This is a genomic window from Kitasatospora sp. NPDC056181, assembly GCF_042266225.1.
In the GTDB taxonomy this organism is placed as follows: Bacteria; Actinomycetota; Actinomycetes; order Streptomycetales; family Streptomycetaceae; genus Kitasatospora.
On the sequence record NZ_JBHJUK010000027.1, the window covers coordinates 16,518 to 42,896 of the forward strand.

General features: G+C 72.5%; 20 protein-coding genes, 1 tRNA gene and 1 pseudogene. 11 read left to right on the plus strand and 11 right to left on the minus strand.

Annotated features, from left to right (window positions below):
- Positions 1 to 74 precede the first annotated feature (74 nt).
- From ACFC1F_RS13425 to ACFC1F_RS13440, 4 genes are all read right to left on the minus strand, one after another.
- Positions 75 to 1,217, minus strand: a complete 1,143-nt coding sequence (locus ACFC1F_RS13425) for an alpha/beta hydrolase (RefSeq protein ID WP_376157919.1) — start codon at positions 1,215 to 1,217, stop codon at positions 75 to 77.
- A gap of 119 nt (positions 1,218 to 1,336) precedes the next feature.
- Positions 1,337 to 2,011, minus strand: coding sequence for a response regulator transcription factor (locus ACFC1F_RS13430; RefSeq protein ID WP_209413397.1), 675 nt, complete (start codon positions 2,009 to 2,011; stop codon positions 1,337 to 1,339).
- Positions 2,008 to 3,327, minus strand: coding sequence for a sensor histidine kinase (locus ACFC1F_RS13435; RefSeq protein WP_376157921.1), 1,320 nt, complete (start codon positions 3,325 to 3,327; stop codon positions 2,008 to 2,010). Before ACFC1F_RS13435 ends, ACFC1F_RS13430 begins: the two co-directional genes overlap by 4 nt.
- Positions 3,328 to 3,411: 84 nt before the next feature.
- Positions 3,412 to 4,122: a TetR family transcriptional regulator gene (locus ACFC1F_RS13440; protein ID WP_209413399.1), complete on the minus strand. Its 711-nt coding sequence runs from the start codon at positions 4,120 to 4,122 to the stop codon at positions 3,412 to 3,414.
- Positions 4,123 to 4,493: 371 nt separating this feature from the next.
- On the opposite strand from ACFC1F_RS13440, the gene ACFC1F_RS13445 reads away from it, so the two are divergent.
- Entirely contained in the window at positions 4,494 to 5,978 is a 1,485-nt protein-coding gene (locus tag ACFC1F_RS13445; RefSeq protein ID WP_376158010.1) for an MFS transporter, read from the plus strand.
- 157 nt (positions 5,979 to 6,135) lie between these two features.
- Here ACFC1F_RS13445 and aceE read toward each other — a convergent pair whose 3' ends face one another.
- Positions 6,136 to 8,886, minus strand: coding sequence for a pyruvate dehydrogenase (acetyl-transferring), homodimeric type (gene aceE / locus ACFC1F_RS13450; protein ID WP_209413401.1), 2,751 nt, complete (start codon positions 8,884 to 8,886; stop codon positions 6,136 to 6,138).
- A 516-nt stretch (positions 8,887 to 9,402) separates the two neighbouring features.
- Between aceE and ACFC1F_RS13455 the strand changes: the two genes are divergently transcribed.
- From ACFC1F_RS13455 to ACFC1F_RS13475, 5 genes are all read left to right on the plus strand, one after another.
- Complete coding sequence (locus ACFC1F_RS13455) at positions 9,403 to 9,837, plus strand: DUF3052 domain-containing protein (protein ID WP_209413402.1); 435 nt, start codon at positions 9,403 to 9,405, stop codon at positions 9,835 to 9,837.
- Between the two features lie 316 nt (positions 9,838 to 10,153).
- Positions 10,154 to 10,612: a peroxiredoxin gene (locus ACFC1F_RS13460; protein ID WP_209413403.1), complete on the plus strand. Its 459-nt coding sequence runs from the start codon at positions 10,154 to 10,156 to the stop codon at positions 10,610 to 10,612.
- Positions 10,613 to 10,808: 196 nt separating this feature from the next.
- Complete coding sequence (locus ACFC1F_RS13465) at positions 10,809 to 11,384, plus strand: TerD family protein (protein WP_148645286.1); 576 nt, start codon at positions 10,809 to 10,811, stop codon at positions 11,382 to 11,384.
- A gap of 210 nt (positions 11,385 to 11,594) precedes the next feature.
- Positions 11,595 to 12,170 (plus strand): TerD family protein, encoded by a 576-nt coding sequence (locus tag ACFC1F_RS13470; protein WP_209413404.1) that lies wholly within the window; start codon positions 11,595 to 11,597, stop codon positions 12,168 to 12,170.
- A gap of 69 nt (positions 12,171 to 12,239) precedes the next feature.
- Positions 12,240 to 13,343, plus strand: a complete 1,104-nt coding sequence (locus tag ACFC1F_RS13475) for a DUF475 domain-containing protein (RefSeq protein WP_148645288.1) — start codon at positions 12,240 to 12,242, stop codon at positions 13,341 to 13,343.
- 264 nt (positions 13,344 to 13,607) lie between these two features.
- On the opposite strand, the gene ACFC1F_RS13480 is transcribed toward ACFC1F_RS13475, so the two are convergent.
- On the minus strand, positions 13,608 to 14,858 hold the full coding sequence (locus ACFC1F_RS13480; protein ID WP_209413405.1) for a DUF2637 domain-containing protein: 1,251 nt from the start codon (positions 14,856 to 14,858) through the stop codon (positions 13,608 to 13,610).
- A 403-nt stretch (positions 14,859 to 15,261) separates the two neighbouring features.
- Between ACFC1F_RS13480 and ACFC1F_RS13485 the strand changes: the two genes are divergently transcribed.
- A complete protein-coding gene (locus ACFC1F_RS13485) occupies positions 15,262 to 16,020 on the plus strand; it encodes a Tellurium resistance (RefSeq protein WP_209413406.1) in 759 nt (252 codons plus the stop codon).
- 240 nt (positions 16,021 to 16,260) lie between these two features.
- Here ACFC1F_RS13485 and ACFC1F_RS13490 read toward each other — a convergent pair whose 3' ends face one another.
- A complete protein-coding gene (locus ACFC1F_RS13490; RefSeq protein WP_376157928.1) occupies positions 16,261 to 17,394 on the minus strand; it encodes a TerD family protein in 1,134 nt (377 codons plus the stop codon).
- 576 nt (positions 17,395 to 17,970) lie between these two features.
- Here ACFC1F_RS13490 and ACFC1F_RS13495 point away from each other — a divergent pair.
- The 3 genes from ACFC1F_RS13495 (at position 17,971) to ACFC1F_RS13505 (ending at position 22,992) form a co-directional block, all read left to right on the plus strand.
- Entirely contained in the window at positions 17,971 to 19,278 is a 1,308-nt protein-coding gene (locus tag ACFC1F_RS13495) for an HpcH/HpaI aldolase/citrate lyase family protein (RefSeq protein ID WP_376157930.1), read from the plus strand.
- Positions 19,279 to 19,597: 319 nt separating this feature from the next.
- Positions 19,598 to 22,132, plus strand: a complete 2,535-nt coding sequence (locus tag ACFC1F_RS13500) for a phosphoribosyltransferase (protein WP_376157932.1) — start codon at positions 19,598 to 19,600, stop codon at positions 22,130 to 22,132.
- A gap of 5 nt (positions 22,133 to 22,137) precedes the next feature.
- Complete coding sequence (locus tag ACFC1F_RS13505; RefSeq protein WP_209413410.1) at positions 22,138 to 22,992, plus strand: HAD family hydrolase; 855 nt, start codon at positions 22,138 to 22,140, stop codon at positions 22,990 to 22,992.
- A 157-nt stretch (positions 22,993 to 23,149) separates the two neighbouring features.
- On the opposite strand, the gene ACFC1F_RS13510 is transcribed toward ACFC1F_RS13505, so the two are convergent.
- From ACFC1F_RS13510 to ACFC1F_RS13520, 3 genes are all read right to left on the minus strand, one after another.
- Positions 23,150 to 23,374: a zinc ribbon domain-containing protein gene (locus ACFC1F_RS13510; RefSeq protein ID WP_148645294.1), complete on the minus strand. Its 225-nt coding sequence runs from the start codon at positions 23,372 to 23,374 to the stop codon at positions 23,150 to 23,152.
- Positions 23,375 to 23,393: 19 nt separating this feature from the next.
- The gene (locus tag ACFC1F_RS13515; protein ID WP_209413411.1) at positions 23,394 to 23,864 is read right to left on the minus strand and encodes a DUF4442 domain-containing protein; all 471 of its coding nucleotides are present in this window, start codon (positions 23,862 to 23,864) and stop codon (positions 23,394 to 23,396) included.
- A 107-nt stretch (positions 23,865 to 23,971) separates the two neighbouring features.
- A complete protein-coding gene (locus ACFC1F_RS13520; RefSeq protein ID WP_376157936.1) occupies positions 23,972 to 25,306 on the minus strand; it encodes a hypothetical protein in 1,335 nt (444 codons plus the stop codon).
- 209 nt (positions 25,307 to 25,515) lie between these two features.
- Between ACFC1F_RS13520 and ACFC1F_RS13525 the strand changes: the two genes are divergently transcribed.
- Positions 25,516 to 25,590 (plus strand) — tRNA-Val (locus tag ACFC1F_RS13525).
- 68 nt (positions 25,591 to 25,658) lie between these two features.
- Here the strand turns inward: ACFC1F_RS13525 and ACFC1F_RS13530 are convergent.
- Positions 25,659 to 26,264, minus strand: a pseudogene (locus ACFC1F_RS13530) (site-specific integrase); the annotation flags it as partial.
- Between the last annotated feature and the right edge of the window lie 115 nt (positions 26,265 to 26,379).

Consider the following 26,379-nt stretch of genomic DNA (forward strand, 5'->3'; position numbering starts at 1 on the left):
GGGGTGGGCCGCGTCGGTGTTGCGCGGCCTCGCCGGTTGCAGCGGCGGCAGCGGGTGCGGCGGGTGCGGCGGCGTCAGCGGCCGAGGGCGACGGCGGCGCAGGCCGCCAACGAGGCGGTGCCGGGGACGAGGTAGCCGGCGTGGCCGTGGGATCCGGTGGCCGGGAGCGGGCGGGCGCCGAAGCCGGGGGCGGTCGGGTCGGCGCCGTGGCCGAGGCCCAGGAGCGAGACGTTGGGCACGTTGCCGATCCAGTCGGAGCCGTTGCGCTCGACGGCCCAGAGCGGCACCCGGGGATCGAGCTCGGCCGCGGAGCCGACGCCCATCCCGGGGGAGCCGAGCACCACCACGCCGGAGGTCTGCTGCGGTCCGAGCCCGGCCAGCCCGCAGACCACCGAGCCGTAGCTGTGGCAGAACACGGTGGCGGGTGCCGCGGGGGCGGAGGAGACGGCGAGGCCGTCGAGCAGCCGGGACAGCCGCTGCGCCCCGGCGTGGGCGAGCGTCTCGGTGGCGGCGTCCGGGCCGACGCCGACCGGGGTGGTGTAGCCGGCCCAGGCGATCACGGCGCTCTCCCGGCCGGTGGCCTCGTACAGGGCCCGGGCCATCCCGGCCGGGGCGCCGTACGGGTCGCCCTGCCGGTCGTAGTCGTGCAGGTCGACGTCGGATCCGGGGACGATCACGGCCGTCCGGCGGGCGGTGGCCAGGTCGCCGTAGACCTCGGCGACCTGGCCGCGGCCGCGCGGGTCGAAGGCGAGGATCTGCCGGCCGCCGTCCAGCAGCGTGCGGTAGCGCTCGGCGCGGTCGCGGGCGGCGGCGTGGTCCTGCGGGGTGAGTGCCGGGTCGGCGGCGCGGGCCAGCTGGCGCTCGCGCTCCCCGGCCAGCGCCAGCGCGTTGGCCCGGTAGCGGAGCCGGACGGGGGCGCCGTCCAGGTTGCCGGTCACCAGCGGGTGGCGGACGGCGAGCGCGTCCTGCTGGGCGGCGGGCAGCCGCTCGAAGAAGGCGGCGACCTCGGCGGGGGAGGCGGTCGCCGGGTCGGGCAGCCGCAGGCCCAGGGTGGTGTCCGCGACCCAGGCCGCGCTGCCGGGCGGCGGCCCGGTGACCGCCTGCTGGGTGTCGGCGGACCAGCCGCCCGCGCCCAGGACGGCGGCCAGCGCCACCGCGGCGGCGGCGACCGCCCGCCGGAACCGCCGGGGCCTGTGGTGGGTGCGCGGCTGCCGCATCTCGTTCTCTCCTCGTCCGTTCGGTCTCGACGGAGAGGAAGGTAGAAATACGACGGCCCCGCGTTCGTCACACCGCGGGGCCAACTCCCGGGTACTACCCGGGTATCACACGACCTGGTTCACTGGCCCGGCGTCACCAGTCCGGACTCGTAGGCGAGGACCACCGCCTGGGCGCGGTCGCGCAGGCCGAGCTTGGCGAGGATGCGGCCGATGTGGGTCTTGACGGTCTGTTCGGCGAGCACCAGCCCGGCGGCGATCTCCTGGTTGGAGAGGCCGCGGGCGATCAGCTCCAGGACCTCCGTCTCCCGCGGGGTCAGGCCGTTGAGCCGCACCTTGGGGTCGCGGCGCCTGGCCGGCTTGTTCCGGGCGAACTCCTCGATGAGCCGGCGCGTCACCGAGGGGGCGAGCAGCGCCTCGCCGGCCGCGACGACCCGGACGGCGGCGATGAGGTCGGCCGGGGGCGCGTCCTTGAGCAGGAAGCCGCTCGCCCCGGCACGCAGCGCCTCGTACACGTAGTCGTCCACGTCGAAGGTGGTGAGCATCAGCACCTTCGGGCGGTGGGCGCCGGGGACGGCCGGGTCGAGCAGCCGGCGGGCCGCCTCCAGGCCGTCCATGCCGGGCATCCGGACGTCCATCAGCACCACGTCGGGGTGGGAGGCGCCGCTCACCTCCAGGGCCTGCGCGCCGTCCGCCGCGTCGCCGACCACGTCGATGTCGCTCTGGGCGTTCAGCAGGGCGGCGAAGCCGGCCCTCACCATCGCCTGGTCGTCGACGATGATCACGCGGATGGTCATGCGGGTTTCCCCCCGGGGGTGTCGAGCGGCAGGACGGCGGCCACCTTGAAGCCGCCGTCGGGCAGCGGGCCGGTGTCCAGCCTGCCATCCAGCAGCCGTACGCGTTCGCGCATTCCGACAAGGCCCTGGCCGGTCCCCTCGGCCGAGGCCTCCAGCGACTCGGTGCGCGCCGGCGGGGCGCCGTTCACCACGGTGACCTTCAGGCCCTGGTCGTCGACGGCCAGCGAGACCCACGTCTGGGCGCCCGGCGCGTGCCGCACGACGTTGGCCAGCGCCTCCTGCACGATCCGGTAGACGGAGAGGTCGACCGCCGGGGGAAGGGTGCCGGCCAGCTGGGGCGGCGTGACCAGCTCGGCCGGCACCCCGGCCCGCCCCACCGTCTCGACCAGCTGGGCCAGTTGCCCGACCCCCGGCTGCGGAGCCTTCTCGGCGGCCGACTCCTCGCTGCGCAGCACGCCCAGCAGCCGCCGCATCTCGGCGAGCGACTCGCGGGCGGTGCCGGCGACGGCGGAGAACTCCTCGGCGGCCGCCGCCGGGACCTCGGGAATCCGGTACGGGGCGCTGGCCGCCTGCACGGCGATCACCGACATGTGGTGGGCGACCACGTCGTGCAGCTCACGGGCGATCCGGGCGCGTTCCTCCAGCAGGGTGCGCCGCTCGCGCTCGGCCTCGCTGATGTGCTCCTGCTCGGCGAGCAGCCGTTGGGCCTCGGCCCGTTCCCGCAGGGCCCCGCCGAGTACCAGCACGACACCGGAGAGGGCCGCCAGCAGCAGGGTGTTGTCGCCGCCGAACCGGCTGCCGGCGATCGCCGACAGCAGGAGGCTGGTGGCACCGGTGACCAGCCAGACGGAGACCAGGGTGCGCCGGGGTTCGCGGAGTGCGAGCGGCAGCATCAGGAAGAGGTAGCCCACCAGGCTGGTGGCGGGCCAGGGCCAGACGGAGGAGGTCTCCCTCCCGGTGGTGAGGATCAGCAGGGAGGTGAGCAGTTCGGCGCCGCCGATGATCCACCAGGCGGGCAGCGGGCGGCTCACCGCCAGCAGCAGCGGCACGGTCTGCGCGACGGCGAGCCCCGCGGCCAGGCCGCCGTTGAGCCCGTAGTCGCTGCTGAGGACGTTGATCGAGCTGGGCAGCAGCGAGGAGATCGCCGCCACCGCGAAGACGTAGGGCAGGTAGCGGATCCAGGGGCGGGAGACGTGGGCCAGCAGCGGGGTGTGGTCGGCGGAGGGGCGGGTGAGCGGGGCGAGCAGTGCCAGCAGGGCGGGCACGGCGGGCGGCCGGCCGCCGCCCCGGGCCGGTTCGGTGGTCGGATCGATCATCCCGTCAGCGTAGGCGGGGCGGGGAGCCGCGGCGTGCTACCAGGGGCTGGATCCGGCCGTAGTACCCCGGTATGACACGGGGCCTCAGCTGCGCCAGTCGCCGGCCAACGCCGGCCCCAGCTGGTCGAAGTAACGACCGATCAGGGCGATCATGCCGTCCGGGCCGGACTCCTCCTGGTCGGCGGTCCAGGAAAGGTGGGCCGCGCGCAGCACGCTGCCGAAGACCGCGGCGACCACCGTGGGGCGCAGGTCCTCGGCCGGATCCAGTCCCTCGCGGGCGGCGATCACCTGGGCCACCACCCGTTCCTGCTCGGTGACCCGGCACAGGTGGGCGGCGAGCAGGGTGGGCGACTCCTCGATCATCGCGATCAGCTCCAGCGCGCTGGTGACCGAGCCCGGGCCGGTGTGCAGCGGGGAGCCGAGCTCGCGCCAGGACTCCACGATGGCGGCCCGCAGCGCCTGGATCGGGTTCTCCTCGGCGGGGCGCCGGCGCAGCTGGTCGATGAAGTAGTCCTCGGCGTCGGCCAGGACGGCGAGCGCGACCTCGTCCTTGTTGGCGAAGTAGCGGAAGAAGGTCCGCTGGGAGACGTCGACGGCGGCGGCGATCTCGTCCACGGTCGTCCGGGTGAAGCCCTGGCTCAGGAAGAGCCGGTGGGCGGCCTCGATCAGGGCGTCCCGGGTCTGCTGCTTCTTGCGCTCGCGCAGGCCCGGGCCGGTGCCGTCGGCGGTCCCGTCGCGTCCGGCGGGTCGTCCGGCCGCCGGGGCGGGGGCGGCGGGCTGGGGCTGAGCGGCCATGGCGGGGCCTTCCGGGCGGTGGGTGCGGCTGAGGTGCAGGGGCACAACTGTAGCGGTCTGACAAATGTCAGCGAACGGCATGAGACAGTCCGGGACATCAGTCAGCTATTGGCACAAGTCAGTGTTTGCCGAATGGCAGTCACTGACATAATCTCCGAGCGTGGCGCCCGACGGCCGGGTAACTCGTGGGGACGGGTGGCCGGGGCGCCACGCCCATGCCAGTCCCACCGCCATGCCCCCGGAGGGCCCAGATGAGCCAGTCCGTCGTCAAGAGCGCCGAGGCGGACGTCCCGCCGCAGCGCAAGCCCCCGGCCGGGAGGCGCCTCCAGGGGCACCCCTGGCTGACCCTGCTGACCGTCGCCGTCGGCGTGATGATGGTCGCCCTGGACGGGACGATCGTCGCGATCGCCAACCCCGTCATCCAGGCCGACCTCAAGGCCGCGCCCTCCGAGATCCAGTGGGTCACCAGCGGGTACCTGCTCGCCCTGGCGGTCTTCCTGATCACCGCCGGCAAGATCGGCGACCGGTTCGGCCACAAGACGACCTTCCTGGTCGGCGCGGTCGGCTTCGCCGCCACCTCGGCCGCGATCGGCTTCGCCACCAACATCCAGACGGTGATCGCCTTCCGCGTCCTCCAGGGCCTGTTCGGCGCGCTGCTCCAGCCGGCCGCGCTCGGCCTGCTGCGCGGGGCGTTCCCGGCCGAGCGGCTCAACATGGCGATCGGCATCTGGGGCGGCGTGATCGGCGCCTCCACCGCGGCCGGCCCGATCGTCGGCGGCCTGCTGGTCGAGCACGTCAACTGGGAGTCGGTGTTCTTCATCAACATCCCGGTCGGCCTGATCGCGCTGGCCCTGGGCGTCTGGATCCTCAAGGACGTCCGGGCCGAGAACGCGGCCAAGTCCTTCGACGTCCCCGGAATCGTGCTGCTCTCGGTGGCGATGTTCGCGCTGGTCTTCGGCATCATCAAGGCCCCCGAGTGGGGCTGGGGCGACACCCGCACCGTCCTGTTCCTCGGCGGGGCGGTGGTCCTGATGGCGCTCTTCGCGCTCTGGCAGGGCAAGGCCCGCGAGCCGCTGATCCCGCTCAGCCTGTTCCGCTCGCTGCCCCTGTCGGCCGGCACCCTGCTGATGGTGCTGATGGCGTTCTCGTTCTTCGGCGCGATCTTCTTCGTGACCTTCTACCTGCAGAACGTCCACGGGATGTCGCCCGTCTCGGCCGGCGTCCACCTGCTGCCGATGACCGGCATGATGATCGTCGGCTCGCCGCTCGCGGGCCTGGCCATCGGCAAGCTGGGCCCGCGGATCCCGATCGTGGCCGGCATGCTGATCACCACCACCGCGATGTTCGGCATGTCCACCCTGGACGCGGGCTCCGGCACCGGCGTGATGTCGCTCTGGTTCGTGCTGATGGGCCTGGGCATCAGCCCGGTCATGGTCGGCGCCACCGAGGTGATCGTCGGCAACGCCCCGCTGGAGCTCTCCGGCGTGGCGGGCGGCCTCCAGCAGGCCGCCATGCAGGTCGGCGGCAGCCTGGGCACCGCCGTCCTGGGCGCGCTGATGGCCGCGAGGGTCACCGACGTGCTGCCCGGGAACTGGGCCGAGGCCGGCCTGCCGCCGGTCGAGGGCGCCCAGGCCGAGGGCCTCAACCAGGCGGCCCAGCTCGGCATCGCCCCGCCCGCCCCGGCCGGCACCCCGCAGCAGGCCGTCGACGCGATGGCCGGCGCCGTCCACGACTCCTTCGTCAGCGGCATGTCGCTCGCCTTCGCGGTCGCCTCGGTGGTGGCCTTCGCCGCCGCCCTCCTCGGCCTCCTCACCCGCCGCGGCGCCACGGACGCCGGCCCCGCCGTGCACATCTGATCCACCGCGCGCCCGACGGCGGCCCCGGACTCGGCGGAGTCCGGGGCCGCTCCCGTTCTCCCGGGCCCGCCGGTCCGGTCCGGGGCGGCCCGGGAACGGCGAAGGGCCGGACCCCCCCGGGTGGGAGGTCCGGCCCTCAGCGGCCTTCAGGCGGCTGTCAGGCGTCGCCGCCGGCGGCGCCCGGGTCGGCCGCCGCCACGTCGAGCAGCTGGTAGCGGTCGATCGCGTCCTTCAGGGCGCTGCGGTCGATCTTGCCCTGCTTGGCGAGCTCGGTGAGCACGGCGAGGACGACCGACTGGGCGTCGATGTGGAAGAAGCGACGGGCCGCGCCACGGGTGTCGGCGAAGCCGAAGCCGTCGGCGCCCAGCGACTGGTACTGGCCCGGCACCCAGCGCGAGATCTGGTCCGGCACCGCGCGCATCCAGTCGGAGACGGCGACGAACGGGCCCTCGGCGCCCTGGAGCTTCTGCGTCACGTACGGGACGCGCTGCTGCTCCTCGGGGTGCAGGAGGTTGAACTCCTCGGTCTCCACCGCGTCGCGGCGCAGCTCGTTCCAGGAGGTCGCGGACCAGACGTCGGCCTTGACGTTCCACTCCTCGGCGAGGATGCGCTGGGCCTCCAGGGCCCACGGCACCGCCACGCCGGAGGCGAGGATCTGGGCCGGGATCTGGCCGGCGGCGCCGGGGGCGTACCGGTACAGACCCTTGAGGATGCCCTCGACGTCGACGTTCTCCGGCTCGGCCGGCATCTTGATCGGCTCGTTGTAGACGGTCATGTAGTAGAAGACGTCCTCGCCGTGCGGGTGCTCCGCCGACGAGCCGTACATCCGCCGCAGGCCGTCCTGGACGATGTGCGCGATCTCGAAGCCGTACGCCGGGTCGTACGCGACGACGCCCGGGTTGGTCGAGGCCAGCAGCTGCGAGTGGCCGTCGGCGTGCTGCAGGCCCTCACCGGTCAGCGTGGTGCGGCCGGCGGTGGCGCCGATCACGAACCCGCGGGCCAGCTGGTCGGCCATCTGCCAGAACTGGTCGCCGGTGCGCTGGAACCCGAACATCGAGTAGAAGACGTACACCGGGATCAGCGGCTCGCCGTGGGTCGCGTAGGACGAACCCGCGGCGATCAGCGAGGCGGTGCAGCCGGCCTCGGAGATGCCGTCGTGCAGCATCTGCCCGGTCGGCGACTCCTTGTACGCCAGCAGCAGCTCGCGGTCGACCGACTCGTAGGTCTGGCCGAGCGGGTTGTAGATCTTCGCCGACGGGAAGAGCGAGTCCATGCCGAAGGTGCGGTACTCGTCCGGGGCGATCGGCACGAAGCGGTTGCCGATGCCCTTGTCGCGCATCAGGTCCTTGAGCACCCGGACGAACGCCATGGTGGTGGCGATGGTCTGGTTGCCGGAGCCCTTCTTGACCGCCTTGTACGCGTCGTCGCCCGGGAGCTCCAGCTGCCGCGGCCGCACCTTGCGGGTCGGCACGTAGCCGCCCAGCTCCTTGCGGCGGTCGTGCATGTACTGGATCTCCTCCGAGTCACGGCCCGGGTGGTAGTAGGGCGGGTAGCCCTCCTCCAGCTGCTTGTCCGTGATCGGGATGTGCAGGCGGTCGCGGAAGCGCTTGAGGTCCTCGACCGTCAGCTTCTTCATCTGGTGGGTCGCGTTGCGGCCCTCGAAGTTGGGGCCGAGCGTCCAGCCCTTGACCGTCTGGGCGAGGATGACCGTCGGCTGGCCCTTGTGCTCGCGGGCGGCCTTGAACGCCGCGTACACCTTGGCGTGGTCGTGACCGCCGCGACCCAGGTGCTGGATCTGCTGGTCGGTCATGTTCTCGACCATCTTGCGCAGCCGCAGGTCGCCGCCGAAGAAGTTCTCGCGGATGTACGCGCCGGTCTCGGTGGCGTAGGTCTGGAACTGGCCGTCCACCGTGGTGTTCAGCTTGTTCACCAGGACGCCGTCGCGGTCCTGCGCGAGCAGCGGGTCCCAGCTGCGGTCCCAGACGAGCTTGATCACGTTCCAGCCGGCGCCGCGGAACTGCGACTCCAGCTCCTGGATGATCTTGCCGTTGCCGCGGACCGGGCCGTCCAGGCGCTGCAGGTTGCAGTTGACCACGAAGGTCAGGTTGTCCAGGCCCTCGCGCGCGGCGAGCGACAGCTGGCCGAGCGACTCCGGCTCGTCCATCTCGCCGTCCCCGAGGAAGGCGTAGACGTGCGACTGGGAGGTGTCCTTGATGCCGCGGTGCTCCAGGTACCGGTTCATCCGGGCCTGGTAGATCGCGCCGAGCGGGCCGAGGCCCATCGAGACGGTCGGGAACTCCCAGAAGTCCGGCATCAGCCGCGGGTGCGGGTAGCTGGAGAGGCCGTACGGGGCCTTCGACTTCTCCTGGCGGAAGGCGTCGAGCTGCTGCTCGGTCAGCCGGTCCAGGAGGAAGGCGCGGGCGTAGATGCCGGGGGAGGCGTGACCCTGGAAGAAGATCTGGTCACCGGACTCGCCCTCGGCGTCCTTGCCGCGGAAGAAGTAGTTGAAGCCGACGTCGTAGAGCGACGCGGAGGAGGCGAAGGTGGCGATGTGACCGCCCACGCCGATGCCCGGGCGCTGGGCGCGCGAAACCATGACGGCCGCGTTCCAACGGGTGGCGTTGAGGACCTTGCGCTCGATCTCCTCGTTACCGGGGAAGAAGGGCTCGTCCTTGGTGGCGATGGTGTTGACGTAGTCCGTGCTGCGCATCTCGGGCACGGCGACACGCTTCTCGCGGGCGCGCTCGATCAAGCGGAGCATCAGGTAGCGGGCACGCTCGCGCCCCCGCTCGTCGATGGCCGCGTCGAGCGACTCCAGCCATTCCGCGGTCTCCTCGGGATCGAAGTCCGGGACCTGACTCGGAAGGCCGCCAATGATGATCGGGTTGCGATCGGATCCGGAAGCCACGCTGTTCCTTCACTGTCGGTCGAAACTGAGGTGTGTCGCGCCGCCTCCATCGTGCTACCGCGCTCGGAGATCCGTCATCTCTACCGATCGGTAACCGTTCCGCCTGGTGGGCGGTACGGTCTGGCGGTGTGCGGAACAGGCGCTGTTGCCTGTGCCGCGCACCACCGGGTGTTACGAACAGAGGTGGTCCGACCTGGTTGCCCGGCCGCCCGATGGCGGGCGGTCGGGGTGAGGGCCAACAGGAGACTCTACGCCCGCGCACGCGCGGACCCGAATGCCGTTCGCATCTCGGGCACGCGTACGGCCTGTGGACCTGGACCACCCGAAGCATCCTTGTCCCACGCAGAGAAGGGCAAATCGGTGTGATTCGCGACACCTCGACCGGCGTGTCCCCCTGCGACACGTCAACCTTTGGAGGGGATCGGGGGTCGGGTACTTGCGCGAACCGCCGCGCCCGTGTGGACTACGGCCACAGCCTCGGCATGGATGCCGGGCCAAATACTGGAGGTTATTCCCGTGAGCGCGACCGCGGACCCCGCGGACAAGTCCAACCCGGCGCACCGTCTCGCTTTCGAGGCGGGCCAGATCATCCAGGAGCTGGGGTACGACGACGACACTGACCAGGAACTCCGCGAAGGAATCGAGGAGCTCACCGGGACGGATCTCGTCGACGAGGACTACGACGACGTCGCCGACGCCGTCCTGCTGTGGCACCGCGACGACGACGGGGATCTGACCGACGCCCTCGTCGACGCCCTGGAGTACCTGGCCGAGGGCGGCCTCATCTGGCTGCTGACGCCCAAGACCGGTCGCGACGGCCACATCGAGGCCTCGGACATCGCCGACGCGGCCCGGACCGCCGGCCTCTCCCAGACCAGCTCGATCGCGATCGCCAAGGACTGGGCCGCCACCCGTCTGGCGACCAAGGCGACGAAGGCGGGCAAGCGCTGAGCGCCCCGACGAACCGGTCCGGGGCCTGAGCCGCGGACCGGGGCCGGGCCCCGCCGGAGGAGACTCCGGCGGGGCCCGGCCGTTTTCGCCGCCCCGTCCGGCCCCGTTCCCGGCCTGCTTCCGGCCGGCCCTGGTGCGCCCCGGTCAGCCCTGATCCGACCCGGCTTTCGCGGGGAAGGTGCGTTCGCTCAGGGCGAACGCGTCCGCCCGGCAGGCCGGCGGCCTCACCCGTCCGGCCGAACCGGTGTCAACGGATGCGAAAATGGCGACCGCCGCGCCCGCTGCGCGGCCCGGTCGCGTCAGAAAGGTCCCACCCATGGCCATCGAGGTCGGCACCGAGGCCCCGGACTTCGAGCTGAGGAACCAGCACGGCGAGCCGGTCCGGCTCTCCGACTTCCGGGGCGGGCAGAACGTCGTCCTGGTCTTCTACCCGTTCGCCTTCACCGGGGTCTGCACCGGCGAGCTCGGCGCGATCCAGAAGGAACTGCCGCGGCTGCAGAACGACGACGTGCAGGTGCTCGGCGTCTCCAGCGACTCGCCGTTCACCCAGCGCGTCTTCGCCGAGCAGGAGGGCCTGGAGTTCCCGCTGCTCTCCGACTTCTGGCCGCACGGCGAGGTCGCCCGCGCCTACGGCGTCCTCGACGAGCAGAAGGGCTGCGCCGTCCGCGGCACCTTCGTGATCGACAAGGCCGGCACGGTCCGCTGGAGCGTCGTCAACGACCTGCCGGACGCCCGCGACGAGCAGGAGTACCTGAAGGTCCTCGGCTCGCTCTGAGGCCCCCTCCCCGCCCGCGCGGGACCGGCCCGGCCGAGATTCGAACAGCCACGCCGGTCCCGTTCCCTGCCCAGGACGGGAACCCCGCACTACGATCGGTCCGTTGGCTGGTCAGAGGGCCGGGGGCAACCGCCGCCGGTGTCTCGGACCGCACCACGGGGGCACCACGGAGTGCCTCCCGAATCTTGGAGGACAAGTGGGTGTCAGCCTGAGCAAGGGCGGCAATGTCTCGCTCACCAAGGAGGCCCCCGGCCTGACCGCCGTGGTCGTCGGCCTCGGCTGGGACGTCCGTACCACCACCGGCACGGACTTCGACCTGGACGCCAGCGCCCTGCTCTGCAACGACCAGGGCAAGGTCGGCACGGACGGCAACTTCGTCTTCTTCAACAACCTGAAGAGCCCCGACGGCTCGGTCGAGCACACCGGCGACAACCTGACCGGTGAGGGCGAGGGCGACGACGAGCAGATCAAGGTCAACCTGGCCACCGTCCCGGCGGACGTGTCCAAGATCGTCTTCCCGGTCTCCATCTACGACGCCGAGAACCGGACCCAGAACTTCGGCCAGGTCCGCAACGCGTTCATCCGCGTGGTGAACCAGGCCGACAACAAGGAGCTGGCCCGGTACGACCTCTCCGAGGACGCCTCCACCGAGACCGCGATGGTCTTCGGCGAGCTCTACCGCAACGGCGCCGAGTGGAAGTTCCGCGCCATCGGCCAGGGCTACGCCTCCGGCCTGCGCGGCATCGCCCAGGACTTCGGCGTCAACGTCTGAGCCTGGCGGCAGGCCCTGGCGGCCTGACGAAGCACCACCGGCCGGGGCGGCCGCGGACGCATGGCGTCTGCGGCCGCCCCGGCTTCGCGTTGTCCCGGCGCACTGGAAGGATAGGAGTTCAGGAAGTTCAGCCGGCCGGAAGAGGCCGGGCGGGGCCACGGGGGAATAGACCTGAGATGCGCCCCGGAGGCAAAGGGAGGAAGGACAGCGATGAGTGTCACGCTCGCCAAGGGTGGAAACGTCTCGCTCACCAAGGCCGCGCCGAACCTGACGCAGGTGCAGGTCGGGCTCGGCTGGGATGCCCGCTCGACCACCGGGGCGCCGTTCGACCTCGACGCCAGTGCGCTGCTCTGCTCGGGAGGGCGGGTGCTCGGCGACGAGTACTTCGTCTTCTACAACAACCTGAAGAGCCCCGAGGGCTCGGTCGAGCACACCGGCGACAACCTCACCGGTGACGGCGACGGCGACGACGAGGTCGTGCTGGTCAACCTGGACCTCGTCCCGCCGCAGGTGGACAAGGTGGTCTTCCCGGTGTCGATCTACGACGCCGAGTCGCGGCTGCAGAACTTCGGCCAGGTGCGCAACGCGTACATCCGCGTGGTCAACTCCGTGGACGGACAGGAGATCGCGCGCTACGACCTGACCGAGGACGCGTCCAGCGAGACCGCGATGATCTTCGGCGAGCTGTACCGCTACGCGGGGGAGTGGAAGTTCCGGGCGGTGGGCCAGGGTTACGCCTCGGGCCTGCGCGGCATTGCCCTCGATTTCGGCGTAAACGTACAGTAAAGGCGCGATACCCGCCTGCGGCGCATTCGCCGCAGGGGGCGCCATGAACTCGAAAGGTAACCAAGTCCCGTGTTCCTCCGCACATTCGGCTGGTCATTCGCGATCACCGTCATCGGGCTGATCGCAGCCGGCCTGCTCTGGGGAGCCGAGGGATTCGGCATTGTGCTGATCCTCTCCGTCCTGGAGATCTCCCTGTCGTTCGACAACGCGGTGGTCAACGCCACGGTGTTGAAGCGGATGAACCCGTACTGGCAGAAGATCTTCCTCACCGTCGGTGTGCTGATCGCCGTCTTCGGCATGCGGCTGATCTTCCCCCTGCTGGTGGTCGGCCTCACCGCACACCTCAGCCCGGCCACGGTCATCGACCTGGCGCTGCACTCGGACAAGACCTACGAAGGCCTGACGTACGCCCAGTACCTGGAGGCCGCCAACCCGGCCATCGCGGCCTTCGGCGGCGTCTTCCTGCTGATGATCTTCCTCGACTTCATCTTCGAGGAGAAGGACTACAACTGGCTGGCCTGGATCGAGCGTCCGCTGGAGAAGGTCGGCAAGCTGGACGCCTTCTCGACGGTCGTCGCGCTGGTCACGCTGCTGCTGGCGTCCAACTTCTTCGCGGGTGAGCACGCCGAGACGGTGCTGCTCGCCGGTGTGCTCGGCCTGGTCACCTACCTCTCCGTGAACGGCCTCTCCTCGGTCTTCGAGGCGGGCCTGGAGGAGGAGGCCGAGAAGGAGGAGGAAGCCGAGAAGACCGGCAAGTCCATCGTCCAGGTCGGCGGGAAGGCGGCGTTCTTCCTCTTCATGTACCTGGAGGTCCTGGACGCGTCGTTCTCCTTCGACGGCGTCGTCGGCGCGTTCGCCATCTCCAGCGACATCTTCCAGATCACCCTGGGCCTCGGCATCGGCGCGATGTACATCCGTTCGCTGACCGTCTTCCTGGTCCGCAAGGGCACCCTGGACGACTACGTCTACCTGGAGCACGGCGCGCACTACGCGATCGGCGCGCTCTCGGTGATCCTGCTGGTCGGCATTGAGTACCACATCCCGGAGATCGTCACCGGCCTGATCGGCGTGGCCTTCATCGGCCTCGCGCTCGGTTCGTCCATCCTCCGCAACCGCCGCGAGGCCGCCGCGGGCGGGGGCGAGGAACGGGAGCTGGTCAGCACCGGCAAGTAGCAGGGCCGACAACGGCAGGTCCGGTGTTCGGCAGAGCCGGCACGTAGCAGGACCGGCAACGACAGGGCCGGTGTTCGGTAGAGCCGGTAAGTAGCAGGACCGGCAACGACAGGGCCGGTAAGTAGCAGGACCGGCACGTAGCAGAGCCGGTTGCGGCAGGTCCGCCCGCGGTGCCCGGCGGCGCCACGGCGGAAACGGAACGGCCGCCCCCTTCGGTGAGAAGGGGGCGGCCGTTCGGCGTTCCCGGGGTGTTGCCCCCGGTGACTAGCCCAGCTGCTGCTCGATGGCGCGCAGCTTGCGCTCCAGCGAGTCCAGCTTGGGCATCGACAGGGTGTCGTCGTCGGCCGTCAGGTCGATGGACGAGCTGCGATAGGACGAGGACGAGGAGCTGCTGCTGCGGTACGACTCGTCGGAGGAACCGAACGAGGAGGACGAGCCGTACGAGGAGCCCGAGTCGTAGGAGGAACCCGAGCCGAAGGAGGAGCCCGAGTCGTAGGAGGAACCCGAGGAGGACGAGCCGAGCGACGAGGACCTGAGCGACGAGGATCCGACGGCGGCGCGCGGGCGGCGGCCGGTCTCCAGGGCGCTCAGCGGGGCGGGCTCCAGCGAGGAGGCGGCGTTCTGGGTGGTGGCGTCGGCGTCAGCGGCTAGGGCAGGCTCCGTAGCGCTCGGGCCGTCGCCGGCAGCGGTGAGCGCGGGCACCTGGCGGCCACCACGGGCCCGGGCGAGCATGCCGCCCTGGCGGGAGATGGCCTTGAGCTCGGCGCGCTCGCGGCGGTCGGCGCTACGGGCACGCAGCTTGGCGGCCTCCTTGGCCTGGCGCTCCTCGCGCACCTCCTCGACCGCCTCGTCCAGGCTGCGGACGTTCTCCAGCAGCATCAGCGACCAGGCCGCGTAGGTCTCGCGGGGGGCGCGCAGCCAGCGCACGATGCGGATCTGCGGCAGCGGGCGCGGCACGAGGCCCTGCTCGCGGAGCGCGGCCTTGCGGGTCTGCTTCAACGCCCGGTCGAACAGGATCGCGGCCGAGATCGACATGCCGGAGAAGAACTGCGGGGCGCCGTCGTGCGACACACCGCGCGGGGCGTGGACCCAGTTGAACCAGGCCGAGGCGATCGCGAAGACCCAGACCAGCAGGCGCGAACCGAGCGCCGCGTCACCGTGGCTGGCCTCGCGCACGGCGAGCACCGAGCAGAACATCGCCGCGCCGTCCAGGCCGAACGGGACGAGGTACTCCCAGCCGTTGGAGAGACCCAGGTTCTCCTTGCCGAAGCCCACCAGGCCGTGGAACGACAGCGCGGCCGCGACGCCGGCGCAGCAGAACAGCAGGACGTAGGAGGAGATCCCGTAGATCATCTCCTTGCGCCGACGGCGCTCCTCGCTGCGCTCCCAGGAGTCGCCCGAGTCCTCGGTCTTGCCGGTGTTCTTGAAGCGCAGCGTCGCCACCAGGATGGCGGTGAACAGCAGGGCTGCGCCGCCGATGACGGTCCAGACCAGCTGTATGGAGGTCAGGTTCATTGCGGGTCGGGCCTCGGGTTTCCGCAGGGGACAGGGGGCACATGGACACAGGCGGTCAGGTTCCCTCCCCGGGACCGGGCCTGACGGTGCGTCGTTGCTCTCGGCGCGCCCGTCCCACCCGGGCAAGGGGGCGGACGGGACACCTGTGCGGCTAGACGATATCGCGTCCGAAGGGGCGGCATGTTACGGGAGGGGAGCTTCGACCGGTCAACCGACCCGCCGGTGCCGGTCGTCGGCGGGCTCCCCGGTAGTGCCCGCCGGTGGTGCCCGCCGGTGTTCGGGGTATGGGGACGGGTAGCGAGCCCGCCGGTTGGGAAGTTCGGCTACCCGGCGGGCGGGCTGATGCCCGATCATGGAGCGGTGGTCCGTCAGATCGACTGGCGGTACCAGGGGGAGGACTGGGATGGCCTCGATTTGGGAGTACCTGCGCGGGGAGCGGAACACCCTCGACCCGGGCGGGCAGCACAAGGTCACGCTCACCAAGTCGACGCCGCAGCACGCGATCACCGGGGCTGCGGCCACCACCGGTTACCTCTACGTCAACCTGCACTGGACCACCCGGATAGGAGCCCCGCGCCCGTCCGGCCGGGACACCCTCAAGCGCTTGTTCAGCCCGCGCATCCTCAGCCCGATGGAGCCGGACTCCCAGCAGGCGGCGCAGGTCAACGTCGACCTCGACCTGGCCTGCCTGTACGAGCTCTCCGACGGCAGCCGCGGCGTGGTCCAGCCGCTCGGCGGCCTCTTCGGCGACCTCCAGCGGGTCCCCTACATCAAGCTCAGCGGCGACGACCAGTACGGGGCGCCCTCCGGGGAGACGATGTACGTCAACCTGGAGAAGAAGGACCAGTTCAAGCGGCTGCTGATCTTCGTCTACATCTACGACGGCACGCCCGCATTCGAGCAGGCCAACGCGGTGGTGACGATCGTGCCGCAGACCGGCCCGCGCATCGAGATCAAGCTGGAGGAGCGGGCCGCGGCGGCGCGCTCGTGCGCGGTGGTGCTGATCGAGAACACCGGGGACAACACGCTGACGGTCCGGCGCGAGGTGCGGTACGTCAACGGGTTCCAGGCGGACATCGACCGGCTTTACGGCTTCGGGATGCAGTGGCAGCGCGGGTACAAGGGCGCTTCGGGGTCCTCGGGGCCTTCGGGACCGGAGTAGGGGCGTAGGCGGGGCTCAGGCAGGCAGACGGGGGCGGGCGCCGGGGCGGACGGGAGCGGGCGGGGCGCGTCGGGTCGGGCAGGGGCGCGGTTGTGCCGTCGTGCGCTGGCACGCCGGGTGCTGGTACGGGCGCGCCGGGGCGCCGGGTGTCACGGGCGCGGGGGCGCTGGCGCGTCGGGTGTCGTCACGGGTGGCCGGAGGGCCGGGTGACCGGGGCGGTTGCCCCGGCCGGACCCGGTCTCAGCGCGGCTGGAACTGCGGGCCCTGCGGCGGCAGTGCGAACTCCTCGGCGGCGGCCGGGGGCTGCTGGGGCTGCGGGCCGGTGTTCGGCTGGGGGTAGCCGTAGCCGCCGGCCTGCTGGGGCTGCTGCGGGGCCTGCGGTTGCTGGGGGTAGCCGTAGCCGGGAGGCGGCTGGTTGGGCGCCTGCTGGGGCTGGGGGTAGGGCTGCGGCTGCGGCTGAGGGTAGCCGTATCCGGAGCGCGGGGCCTGCGGCGGGTAGCCGTAACCCCCCTGCTGGTGCGGCGCGGACTGGTGCGGTGCGGCCTGCTGCGGGGCCGGCTGGGGGTAGCCGTACGCCGGCTGCCGGGTCGGGGGAGCCGGTGGCGCCGGCGGGACGGTCGGCGGCATGGTGGGCGGGGCTGTCGGCGGCGGGGGCGTGTTGGCGGGCACGGCCGGTGCCGCCGTGGGCGGCTGGGGGACGGCCGGGGCCAGGGTGAACGTGCCGGGCTCGGCCCGGCCGGCCGGGCGCGGGTCCGGTACCGCGGTACGCGGGTCCACCGCGGGGGTGACCGGAGCGGCGGACCCCGCAGCCGCGGAGGCGGCCGCGTCGTCCTCGACGGTGATGCCGAAGTCGGTCGCCAGGCCGATCAGCCCCGAGGCGTACCCCTGGCCGACGGCCCGGAACTTCCAGGAGCCGGCCCGGCGGTAGAGCTCGCCCGCGACGAGCGCGGTGACGTCGTCGGCCTCCGGGATCGCGAACTCGGCGAGCGCCGCCGCGCCCTCGCCGCCGGCGGCGTCGAAGAGCAGTACCCGCAGCCCGGTCACCGAGCGGAACGAACCGCCCTCGGAGGAACCGGCCAGTACCACCCGGTCCACCTCGGGTGGCAGCTTGCCGATCTCGACCTCGACGGTGTCGGCGATCTCGGTGCCGCCGGACGTCTGCTGCTTGGGCAGATGGCGCACCAGACCGGTGGGGTGGCGCGGCTGGTTGTAGAAGACGAAGTCTGCATCCGAACGGACCCTGCCGTCCGCGCCGAGCAGCAGCGCGGAAGCGTCCACGTCCGGCGCACCGGGCGTGGCGCTCCAGCGCAGCACGGCGCGGACCGCCGCCACCGGCAGTGCGATGTTGGCGCCCTTGGCCATCACGTGCGTCATAGCCGACCATCCTGCCTGTTCGCCACCCCTTCGGACAACGTGACCGAAGGTGGTGAAACGGTGGGACTTTGCCAACGCTTGCGCTTTGTGAAGCGGAGGGTAACCTTCCGAGAATTCGATGTTTCGGAACCACATTCGACCGGAAGTCGTCCGTACGATTGGCGGCCAGGGGCCTCCGGGGGGTCCGGCAGGGGGGTGTCAGACGCGCGAGCCCGGGAACGACTGTGCCGGGCGGGTCGGTTAACCATGGTGAGGCCCCGCGCTCCGGGGCCGGGTCCGACCGCCCCCTCCGCCCCCGGCGTCCTGTATCCAGCTCGCCCCCTCCGCCCGCCCCGCCCCGAGCCAGACCGCTGCCGCCCGCCCCCTGCCCGACCGCCCCGGCGCACCCGGGCACCGCACCGCCCACCCGCCCGGGTTGCCTGCCCGAGCATCCCGTCTCATCCGCTGAGCCCCGCCTCACCCGCCGAGCCCTTTCGCGCCTGCCCGAGTCCCGCCGCCCCCGCCGAGCCTTTCCGCACCCGCCGAGTCCTTTCGCACCCGCCCAGACCGGCGGCCGCAACCCCTGAGGAGAGCACCATGCGCCATTTCGGCCACCTCGCCGACGACGTACGCGGCCGGCTCTTCCTCGAACAGCCCCGGGCCTTCTCCCCGGACAGTGAGGCGGACGTGCTGGCCACCGCGCTCGGTGCGACCCTCTACAGCCCGGCCACCAGGCCCACCCTGGGAGCGGACATCCGCAAGCAGGCGGCCCGGGGCGTGGTCTCGATGGTGCTCTGCCTGGAGGACTCGATCGCCGACCACGAGGTGACCGCGGCAGAGGCCAACCTGGTCGCGCAGCTCGGCGAGCTGTCCCGCGAGCAGTCCCACGAGCTGGCGGGCGAGCTGTCCCGCGAGCTGTCCGGCAGGCAGCCCGGCGAGCGGTCGGGCGGGGGCGCGGAGGCTCTCGGGGCCGCCCCCCGGGATACCCCGGAAGCCGCTCATATCTCCACCAGTTGCACACAGGACCTGCCCCTTCTCTTCATCCGAGTGCGCACCGCCTCCCAGATCACCGACCTCGCCGGCCGGCTCGGCCCGGCGATCGGGCTGCTCACCGGTTTCGTGCTGCCGAAGTTCACCGACGAGAACGGCGGCGCGTACCTGGAGGCCCTCGCCGCCGCCGAGGCCGCCACCGGCCGCCGGCTCTTCGCGATGCCGGTCCTGGAGTCCCCCGAGCTCGCCCACCTGGAGACCCGCCGTGAGCAGCTCTTCGGCATCGCCCGGCTGCTCGACAAGTACCGCGGACGCGTCCTCGCCGTCCGCCTCGGCGTCACCGACCTCTGCTCCGCGTACGGCCTGCGCCGCTCGCCCGACCTGACCGCGTACGACGTGGCCCTGGTCGCGGCCGTGATCGGGGACGTGGTCAACGTGCTCGGCCGGGCCGACGGCACCGGGTTCACCGTGACCGGGCCGGTCTGGGAGTACTTCCCGGTCCAGGAGCGGATGTTCAAGCCCCAGCTGCGCCGCACCCCGTTCGCCGAGGCCGAGCCCTCCGGGGAGGCCGTCCGGCAGCGGATCATCGAGCACGACCTGGACGGCCTGATCCGCGAGTTCGAGCTGGACCGGGCCAACGGCCTGCTCGGCAAGACCTGCATCCACCCGAGCCACGTCCCCGCCGTGCACGCCCTCTCGGTGGTCACGCACGAGGAGTACTCCGACGCCCGGGACATCCTCGACCGGGAGCGCCACGGCGGCGGGGTGCTGCGTTCGGCGTACACCAACAAGATGAACGAGGCCAAGCCCCACCGGGCCTGGGCGGAGCGGGTGCTGCTGCGCGCCGAGGTGTTCGGGGTGGCCCGGGAGGACGTCAGCTTCGCGGAGCTGCTCTCGGCCTGCCTCTGTGGCTGAGGACGGTACCCGCCGTGCCCGCACCACCCGTCCCGGCCGGCCCAACCCGCAGGACCCGTCCGCAGCACCGCACGGCCCGGACGAGCCGAGCGGCCCGAGTGGCCCGTCCGGACGGAACGGCCCGCATGATCCGTATGAGCCGAGTGGCCCGTCCGGACCGAACGGCCCGCACGGCCCGCACGACCCGTACGGCCCGTACGGCCCGTACGGCCCGTACGGCCCGTACGGCCCGTACGGCCCGCATGATCTGCAGGAGCCGAACGACCCGTCGGACCCGAAGCAACCCGCACGACTCGCACCATCGAAGGCAGGACCAGTAGTGACAGCACAGCAAGAGTGGACCGGCCGCTGGGTGGCGGACCGGGCCGGCGTCGGCCTCACCGGCTCCGACCGGCTCCCCGAACTGGTCGGCCTGGCTCTGCGTGAGAACCGCAAGCGCGCCCACCTGCTGGTCTCCACCGTGCTCGGCAAGCACGTTCCGCAGCGACCGTCGGTGGTGCACGGCTCCGGCCTCGACCTCGGCCGCCGGGTCCGCGAGCTGCTCGGCGAGGACGCGGCCGCGCGTGCCGTCGTGCTCGGCTACGCCGAGACCGCGACCGGGCTCGGCCACAGCGTCGCCGACGGCCTGGACGCCCCCTACCTGCACTCCACCCGGCGTGCGGTGGACGGGGTGGCCCCGGTCGGCGGCTTCGAGGAGGAGCACTCGCACGCCACCTCCCACCTGCTGCTGCCCGCCGACCCCGCGCTGCTCGCCGGGGACGGCCCGCTGGTCCTGGTCGACGACGAGTTCTCCACCGGCAACACGGTGCTCAACACCATCCGCGAGCTGCACGGCACCAACCCGCGCGGCCACTACGTCGTGGTGGCCCTGGTCGACCTGCGCGACGAGGCCGACCGCCGACGGCTGGCCGACACCGCCGCCGAACTCGGCACCCGCCTCGACCTGGTGGCCGCCGCCAGCGGTGGCGTCGAGCTGCCCGCCGACATCCTGGACCGCGCCGAGCGCCTGATTGCCGAGGCCGGCCCGGCCCCGGCGCTGCCGTCCACCGCGCCCGCCCCGCTGGTCCGGGCCGCCCTGGACTGGCCCGCGGGCCTCCCGGACGGCGGCCGGCACGGCTTCACCGCCGAGCACCGCGGCCGTCTCGAAGCCGCGCTGCCGGACCTGGCCGCCCGGCTGGCGGAGGCGCTGGAGCCCGTCGGGGACGGCGGGCGCGTGCTGGTGCTGGGCTTCGAGGAACTGATGTACGCGCCGCTGCGCCTGGCCGGCGCCCTCGCGGACCTCCTGCCCGACGGTGGCGAGCGCGTCCGCTACTCCACCACCACCCGCTCGCCCGTCCTCGCCGTGGACGACCCCGGCTACGCCATCCGCACCCGGCTGGCCTTCCCCGCCCACGACGACCCGGACGACTCCGCGCCGCGAGAGCGCTTCGCCTACAACGTCGCCCCCGGCGCCGACCCGGCCCGCCGCTTCGACGCCGTCGTGCTGGTGGTCGACGACGTCGCCGACACCCCCGCGCTGCACGAGGGCGAGCGGGCCCTGCTGACGCAGCTGCGGCAGGTCACCGACCGGGTGGTGCTCGCCGTCCTGCCGTCGCACCGTCCGTCCCGTCCGTCCCGTCCGGCGGCCGTTCCTTCGGCCGACCTGGCGGTCGGCCCGGAGGTCGCCCCTTCGGCCGGCCCGGCGGCTGGTCTGCCCGGCTCGGCGGCTGGTCTGCCCAGTCCGCTGCACGGCCCCGGGTTCTCCTCCTACCGCCCCGACGAGGTGGCCTGGCTGCTCAAGGACCTCTCCGACGTCCCGTTGGAGGCCCCCACCGAGGAGCGGGAGGAGGCCGTCCAGAGCGGCGGAGCCCACTACGCCGAGTCGCTGCCGGTCGAGTACCAGCCCAGCCCCGAGTACCAGGAGCTCTTTCACCAGGCCCTGCGGGTCTCCGCCCGCAGGATCGCGCTCGCGGTCGGCACCGTCGCCGAGACGCTGGTGCGCGAGCGCGGCCGCGGCCTGGTGCTCGCCTCGCTGGCCCGCGCCGGGACCCCGGTCGGCGTCCTGATCCGGCGCTGGCTCGCCTTCGCGCACGGCCTGGACACCCCGCACTACGCCGTCTCGATCATCCGGGGCCGCGGCATCGACCCGGTCGCCCTGCGCTACCTGGACGCCCACCACCACGCCCCCGACGTCGTGTTCGTCGACGGCTGGACCGGCAAGGGCGCGATCACCCGCGAACTCGCCGAGGCCCTGGCCGGTTCCGCCTTCAACCCCGAGCTGGCCGTCCTCGCCGACCCCGGCCGCTGCGTACGCACCTACGGCACCCGGGACGACTTCCTGATCCCGTCCGCCTGCCTCAACTCCACGGTCTCCGGCCTGATTTCGCGTACCGTGCTGCGCGCCGACCTGATCGGCCCGGACGACTTCCACGGAGCCAAGCACTACACCGACCTGGCCGGCGGCGACGTCTCCGAGGCCTTCCTGGACACCGTCGCCGACCACTTCGCCGACGTCCGGGAGGAGGCCGCCGGCGCCGCGGCCAGGCTCGCCGCCGAGGACCGCACGCCGGACTGGGCCGGCTGGGCCGCCGTCGAGCGGATCAGCGCCGAGTACGGCATCGACAACGTCAACCTGGTGAAGCCCGGCGTCGGCGAGACCACCCGGGTCATGCTGCGCCGCGTCCCCTGGCGGGTGCTGGCCCGCCGCGGCGCCGGTGCCGACCTCGACCACGTCCGCCTGCTCGCCGCCCAACGCGGCGTCCCCGTCGAGGAGGTGGACGACCTGCCGTACTCCTGCGTGGGTCTGATCCACCCCCGCTACAGTCGGGGAGCGACCGGTGCCTCCGGCACGGCCGTCCTGGTGAAGGAGTCCTGAGCCCGATGAGCAGTCCCAGTGGTTTCCTGGTCGCGAGCGACCTCGACCGCACCCTGATCTACTCCAACCGCGCCCTCGCCCTGGACGTGCCCGACCGGCTCGCCCCGCGGCTGCTCTCGGTCGAGGTGCACGACGGCAAGGCGCTCTCGTTCATGACCGAGCAGGCCGCCGCCCTGATGGTGGAGCTGGCCCGGGAGGCCCTTCTCGTCCCCGCCACCACCCGGACCAGGACGCAGTACGAGCGGGTCAACCTGCCCGGCCCGACGCCCGGTTGGATACCCTCGTACGCGATCTGCAGCAACGGCGGTCGGCTGCTCGTGGACGGCGTGCCGGACGAGGACTGGCAGGCCGAGGTGGCCGGCCGGCTGGCCGCCGCGTCGGTGCCGCTGGCCGAGGTGGTCGAGCACCTGGCGCTCTGCGCCGACCCGGAGTGGACGCACAAGCGCCGGGTCGCCGACGACCTCTTCGCCTACCTGGTCGTGGAGCGCGCCGAACTGCCGGCCGGCTGGCTGGAGGAGCTCACCGGCTGGTGTGCCGAGCGCGGCTGGGCCGTCTCGTTGCAGGGCCGCAAGGTGTACGCGGTGCCGGCGCCGCTCAGCAAGAGCGCCGCCCTGGCCGAGGTCGAGCGTCGGGTCGGCGGGGCCACCGTGCTGGCGGCCGGCGACTCGCTGCTCGACGCCGACCTGCTGCTCGCCGCCGACTTCGGCTGGCGCCCCGGCCACGGCGAACTCGCCGACAGCGGCTGGACGGCCCCCGGCGTCACGGCCCTCGACCAGGTGGGCGTGGCGGCGGGGGAGGAGATCGTCCGTCAGTTCCTGGCCCGGGTCCGGGGCGAGGTGGACGCCGTCGTCGCGCGCTGACCGTTTCGGCTGCGCGCCGACCGTTCCGTTCGGCGGTGGCGATGACTGGTCCGTTCAGTGGTGGTGGCGGGGTTGCCCTGCCTGGCGCTGGTGCGCCCGGGCCCGGTGCCCGGCGTGCCCGGTGCCGGCGTCAGGGCCGCCCCGCCCGGTACCGGCGTCAGCCGCAGCAACCGCCGCCGCAGCAGCCCCCGCCCCCGCCCCCGGACGGGGCCTGCTGGGCGGCGCCGCCGGAGGCTCCGCCGGTGACGGCGACGGCCGACAGCAGCTTCACGGTGTCCTCGTGTCCCTGCGGGCAGACCGCCGGGTCGTTGGCCTGCGCCATCGTGCGGCGGAGTTCGAAGGTGGCGCCGCAGGAGCGGCAGCGGAAGTCGTAACGTGGCATACCGGCAGGGTACCCAGCCTCAGGCGGTGCGGCGCTTCTCCCGTACGTACAGCTGCTTGCGCACCCGGGCCACCACCGAGCCGTCCGCCGCCAGGACCTCGGTGTCGAACCAGACCAGGGCCTTCTTGCCCTCCTGGGTCAGCTCGCGGATCTCGGCCAGCCGGTCCTCGGTGAGCACGAACTCGGCGAAGACGTCACCCCGGCCGGGCGAGACGAAGGTGATCTCGGCCGCCGCGTCCCAGACCATGTAGTCGCGGCCGAGGTTCTCCATCACCAGCAGCATCCAGAACGGGTCGGTCATCGCGAAGATCGAGCCGCCGAAGTGCGTGCCCACGTAGTTGCGGTTCAGCCGCCCGAGCCTGAGCCGGACCTTCGTCCGCCGGAAGTCGTCCGAGAGGGTCAGCACCCGGATTCCGGCGAACAGGAACGGCGGCCAGAAGTTGATCCCGCGCCGGAGCGTGCGGGCCGGGATGCTGCGCTTACGAGCCATGGCGGGACTCTACCCGACAAAGTTACTCACGGGTAACCGGGGGGTTGTGGCCGCTGACCTGTGGTTCTCCCCGTTCGGAGGCCAGTGACTTCCGGCGGAGGCCCGCGCTACCGGTGGCCGCCGATGTCCCCGCGGATCAGCTCCACCACCTTCGCCGCCGTCTCCCGCACGCTTGCCAGCTCCGTCAGGAAGTGCCAGTAGTCGGGGTGCCGGCCGGCCGCCTCCAGCTCCGCCACCGCCCGGTCGAGCCGCCCGACCGCCGCGTCCAGCGGGCCCGCGTGCCGCGGGTCCGGCGCCTGCCGGCCCGCCATCGCCAGCCGTTGGGCGTCGCGCAGGGCGAAGCGGGTGCGCTCGATCTCCCGGTTCGGGTCGTGCTGCACCTCGTTCAGCTGCCGCAGCCGCTCGTTCACGGCGACCACCGAGCCGTCCGCGGTGTCCAGCAGGGCGCGCACGGTACCGATCGCGCCCGTCGCGTCCGCCCAACGCTGCTCGTCGCGCGCCCGCGCCGCCTCGGTGAGCTTCTGCTCCGCCGCGCGCCCCGTCTCCGCCACCTGGTCCGGCACCCGCTGGAGGTCCTGCCAGCACGCGGTGGAGAACCGTCGGCGCAACTCGCTCAGCGCCGGTTCCACCGTGGCGGCCTTGGTCTCCAGCGCCTGGATCCTGGTCCGCAGACTGGCCACCCGCCGGTCGATCTCCCGCGCCCGCTCCGGAAGGTGCGAGGCGTCCGCCGCGATCGCGTCGGCCCGCTCCTTCACCTGCTCCGCGCGCCGGAGCGTCGCCGCCACCCCGTGCCGACCGGCGCCCTCGTTCAGCCGGCCCAGCTCCGGCGCCAGCTCGGCCAGCCGGGCCGCCAGGTCGTCCGCCTTCAGGCCCGCCCCGCGCACGGACTCGAGCGCGGTGGTCGCCGCCAGAAGAGCCCGCTTGGCCTGCTCCACGGCCGGCGTCACCCGCATCAGCTGCGACTCGGCGTGCTGAAGCGACGGCTGCAACCGCTGCAGGAACCCGTTCAGCTCCGCCAACGCCTGCCCGAGCTGCCCCTTCACGTCCTCCAGTTGGTGCCGGGCCCGCGCCGCCGCCCCGGACTCCAGCTCCTCCGCGTCCAGGTCGTGCGCGTCCAGCGCCGCCAGGTAGTTCACGGTCACCTGGTCGACCCGGCCGGAGATCGCCGCGAAGTCCGCCGCCGCCTGCCGGGCGGCCGCGCCGTCCTCCGCCGCGCGCACCGTCTCCACGGCCAGCCGCACCTCGCGCTGCGTCGAGTCCAGCTCGTAGAACGCCTGCTGTGCAGCGTCCCGGGCCGCCCGGGCGTCCGCCCGCACGCCCTCGCCACCACGCCGCCCCCACCAGCCGCCGCCCCGGCCGCCCCCGGCGCTTCCGAACGCCGACGCCACGGCCGCCCCCAGCGCGCCCGCCACCACGAGCGGCAACACCAGCGCCTCGGCCACAGCACTCCCCGGTCGCCGCCCCCGCCTGCTCCCGCCGGCCACCCTCACTGCGCGCTCCCTGTTCCGACCGCTGATCCGCCCCCCATTCTTCCCGATCACCCCACCCCACCGGCACCCCACCCGTCCCACTCCCCGACCACCTGCACCACACCACCCCCGGGACCGGGTACCCTAGGCAGTCGCCGTTGCCCACCCCGGGCCACGGCCGGGGGCGCGTAGCTCAGTGGTAGAGCGCTGCTCTTACAAAGCAGATGTCGGCGGTTCGAAACCGTCCGCGCCCACCAGCCCAGAAGGCCCGCAGCGATCATGCTGCGGGCCTTTTGACTGCAACAACTGACGGCAACCGCTGATGTCAGCCCGTTGGCCGCCTCCGCTTCAGCAGGCGGTCCATGTGCCCCAGAGCCTCCCGCCGGGTGTCCTCGGAGACGTGGGTGTAGACGTTCATCGTCACGGCGATCTGCGAGTGCCCCAGGATCTCCATCACCACCCGCGGTGCGACCCCGGCCGCGAACAGGATGGTCGCGCACCCGTGCCGCGCGTCGTGGAGTCGAATGCGCGGCAGACCGGCGTCGGCGCCGATCCGCTCGAACGACCGGCTGAGGTTCCGGGGCTCGATCGGCTGGCCGCTCCGCGTGGTGAACACGTACCCGGTGTCCTCCCACTCCTTCCCGGCGGCGGCGCGCTGTCCGGCCTGTTGGATCCGGCGCCAGCGAAGCGGGGCGATGCACATCGCTGGCAGCGGGATCACGCGCGTCCGACGGTTCTTCGTGCTGTCGGCGTACAGCTCCTTCTGGACGCGCTGGAGCTGGTTCCGAACCGTGAGCGTGCGGCCGTCCAGGTCGATGTCACTCCAGCGCAGCCCCAGGACCTCGCCGCGCCGCAGGCCCAGCGTGATGGCCAGTACGAACGCCGTGTACAGCGGGTCCGGGCGAGCCGCCTCCAGGAAGGTGACCGTCTGGTGCGGTGGCGAGGTTGTTGCGGCTTTTGGCGATGAGTGCAGTTAAGGGCGGTCGTGGTGCGTGGTCTGTAAAGCGGCGGGTCAACCGGCCTCTGCCGGTCACCCTTGCGGGGTT

Coding starts and splice junctions, on each gene's coding strand:
- ACFC1F_RS13425 (WP_376157919.1), bottom strand. CDS start 1,217: ATGCGGCAGCCGCGCACCCACCACAGGCCCCGGCGGTTCCGGCGGGCG.
- ACFC1F_RS13430 (WP_209413397.1), bottom strand. CDS start 2,011: ATGACCATCCGCGTGATCATCGTCGACGACCAGGCGATGGTGAGGGCC.
- ACFC1F_RS13435 (WP_376157921.1), bottom strand. CDS start 3,327: ATGATCGATCCGACCACCGAACCGGCCCGGGGCGGCGGCCGGCCGCCC.
- ACFC1F_RS13440 (WP_209413399.1), bottom strand. CDS start 4,122: ATGGCCGCTCAGCCCCAGCCCGCCGCCCCCGCCCCGGCGGCCGGACGA.
- ACFC1F_RS13445 (WP_376158010.1), top strand. CDS start 4,494: ATGATGGTCGCCCTGGACGGGACGATCGTCGCGATCGCCAACCCCGTC.
- ACFC1F_RS13460 (WP_209413403.1), top strand. CDS start 10,154: ATGGCCATCGAGGTCGGCACCGAGGCCCCGGACTTCGAGCTGAGGAAC.
- ACFC1F_RS13470 (WP_209413404.1), top strand. CDS start 11,595: ATGAGTGTCACGCTCGCCAAGGGTGGAAACGTCTCGCTCACCAAGGCC.
- ACFC1F_RS13480 (WP_209413405.1), bottom strand. CDS start 14,858: ATGAACCTGACCTCCATACAGCTGGTCTGGACCGTCATCGGCGGCGCA.
- ACFC1F_RS13485 (WP_209413406.1), top strand. CDS start 15,262: ATGGCCTCGATTTGGGAGTACCTGCGCGGGGAGCGGAACACCCTCGAC.
- ACFC1F_RS13490 (WP_376157928.1), bottom strand. CDS start 17,394: ATGACGCACGTGATGGCCAAGGGCGCCAACATCGCACTGCCGGTGGCG.
- ACFC1F_RS13495 (WP_376157930.1), top strand. CDS start 17,971: ATGCGCCATTTCGGCCACCTCGCCGACGACGTACGCGGCCGGCTCTTC.
- ACFC1F_RS13505 (WP_209413410.1), top strand. CDS start 22,138: ATGAGCAGTCCCAGTGGTTTCCTGGTCGCGAGCGACCTCGACCGCACC.
- ACFC1F_RS13510 (WP_148645294.1), bottom strand. CDS start 23,374: ATGCCACGTTACGACTTCCGCTGCCGCTCCTGCGGCGCCACCTTCGAA.
- ACFC1F_RS13515 (WP_209413411.1), bottom strand. CDS start 23,864: ATGGCTCGTAAGCGCAGCATCCCGGCCCGCACGCTCCGGCGCGGGATC.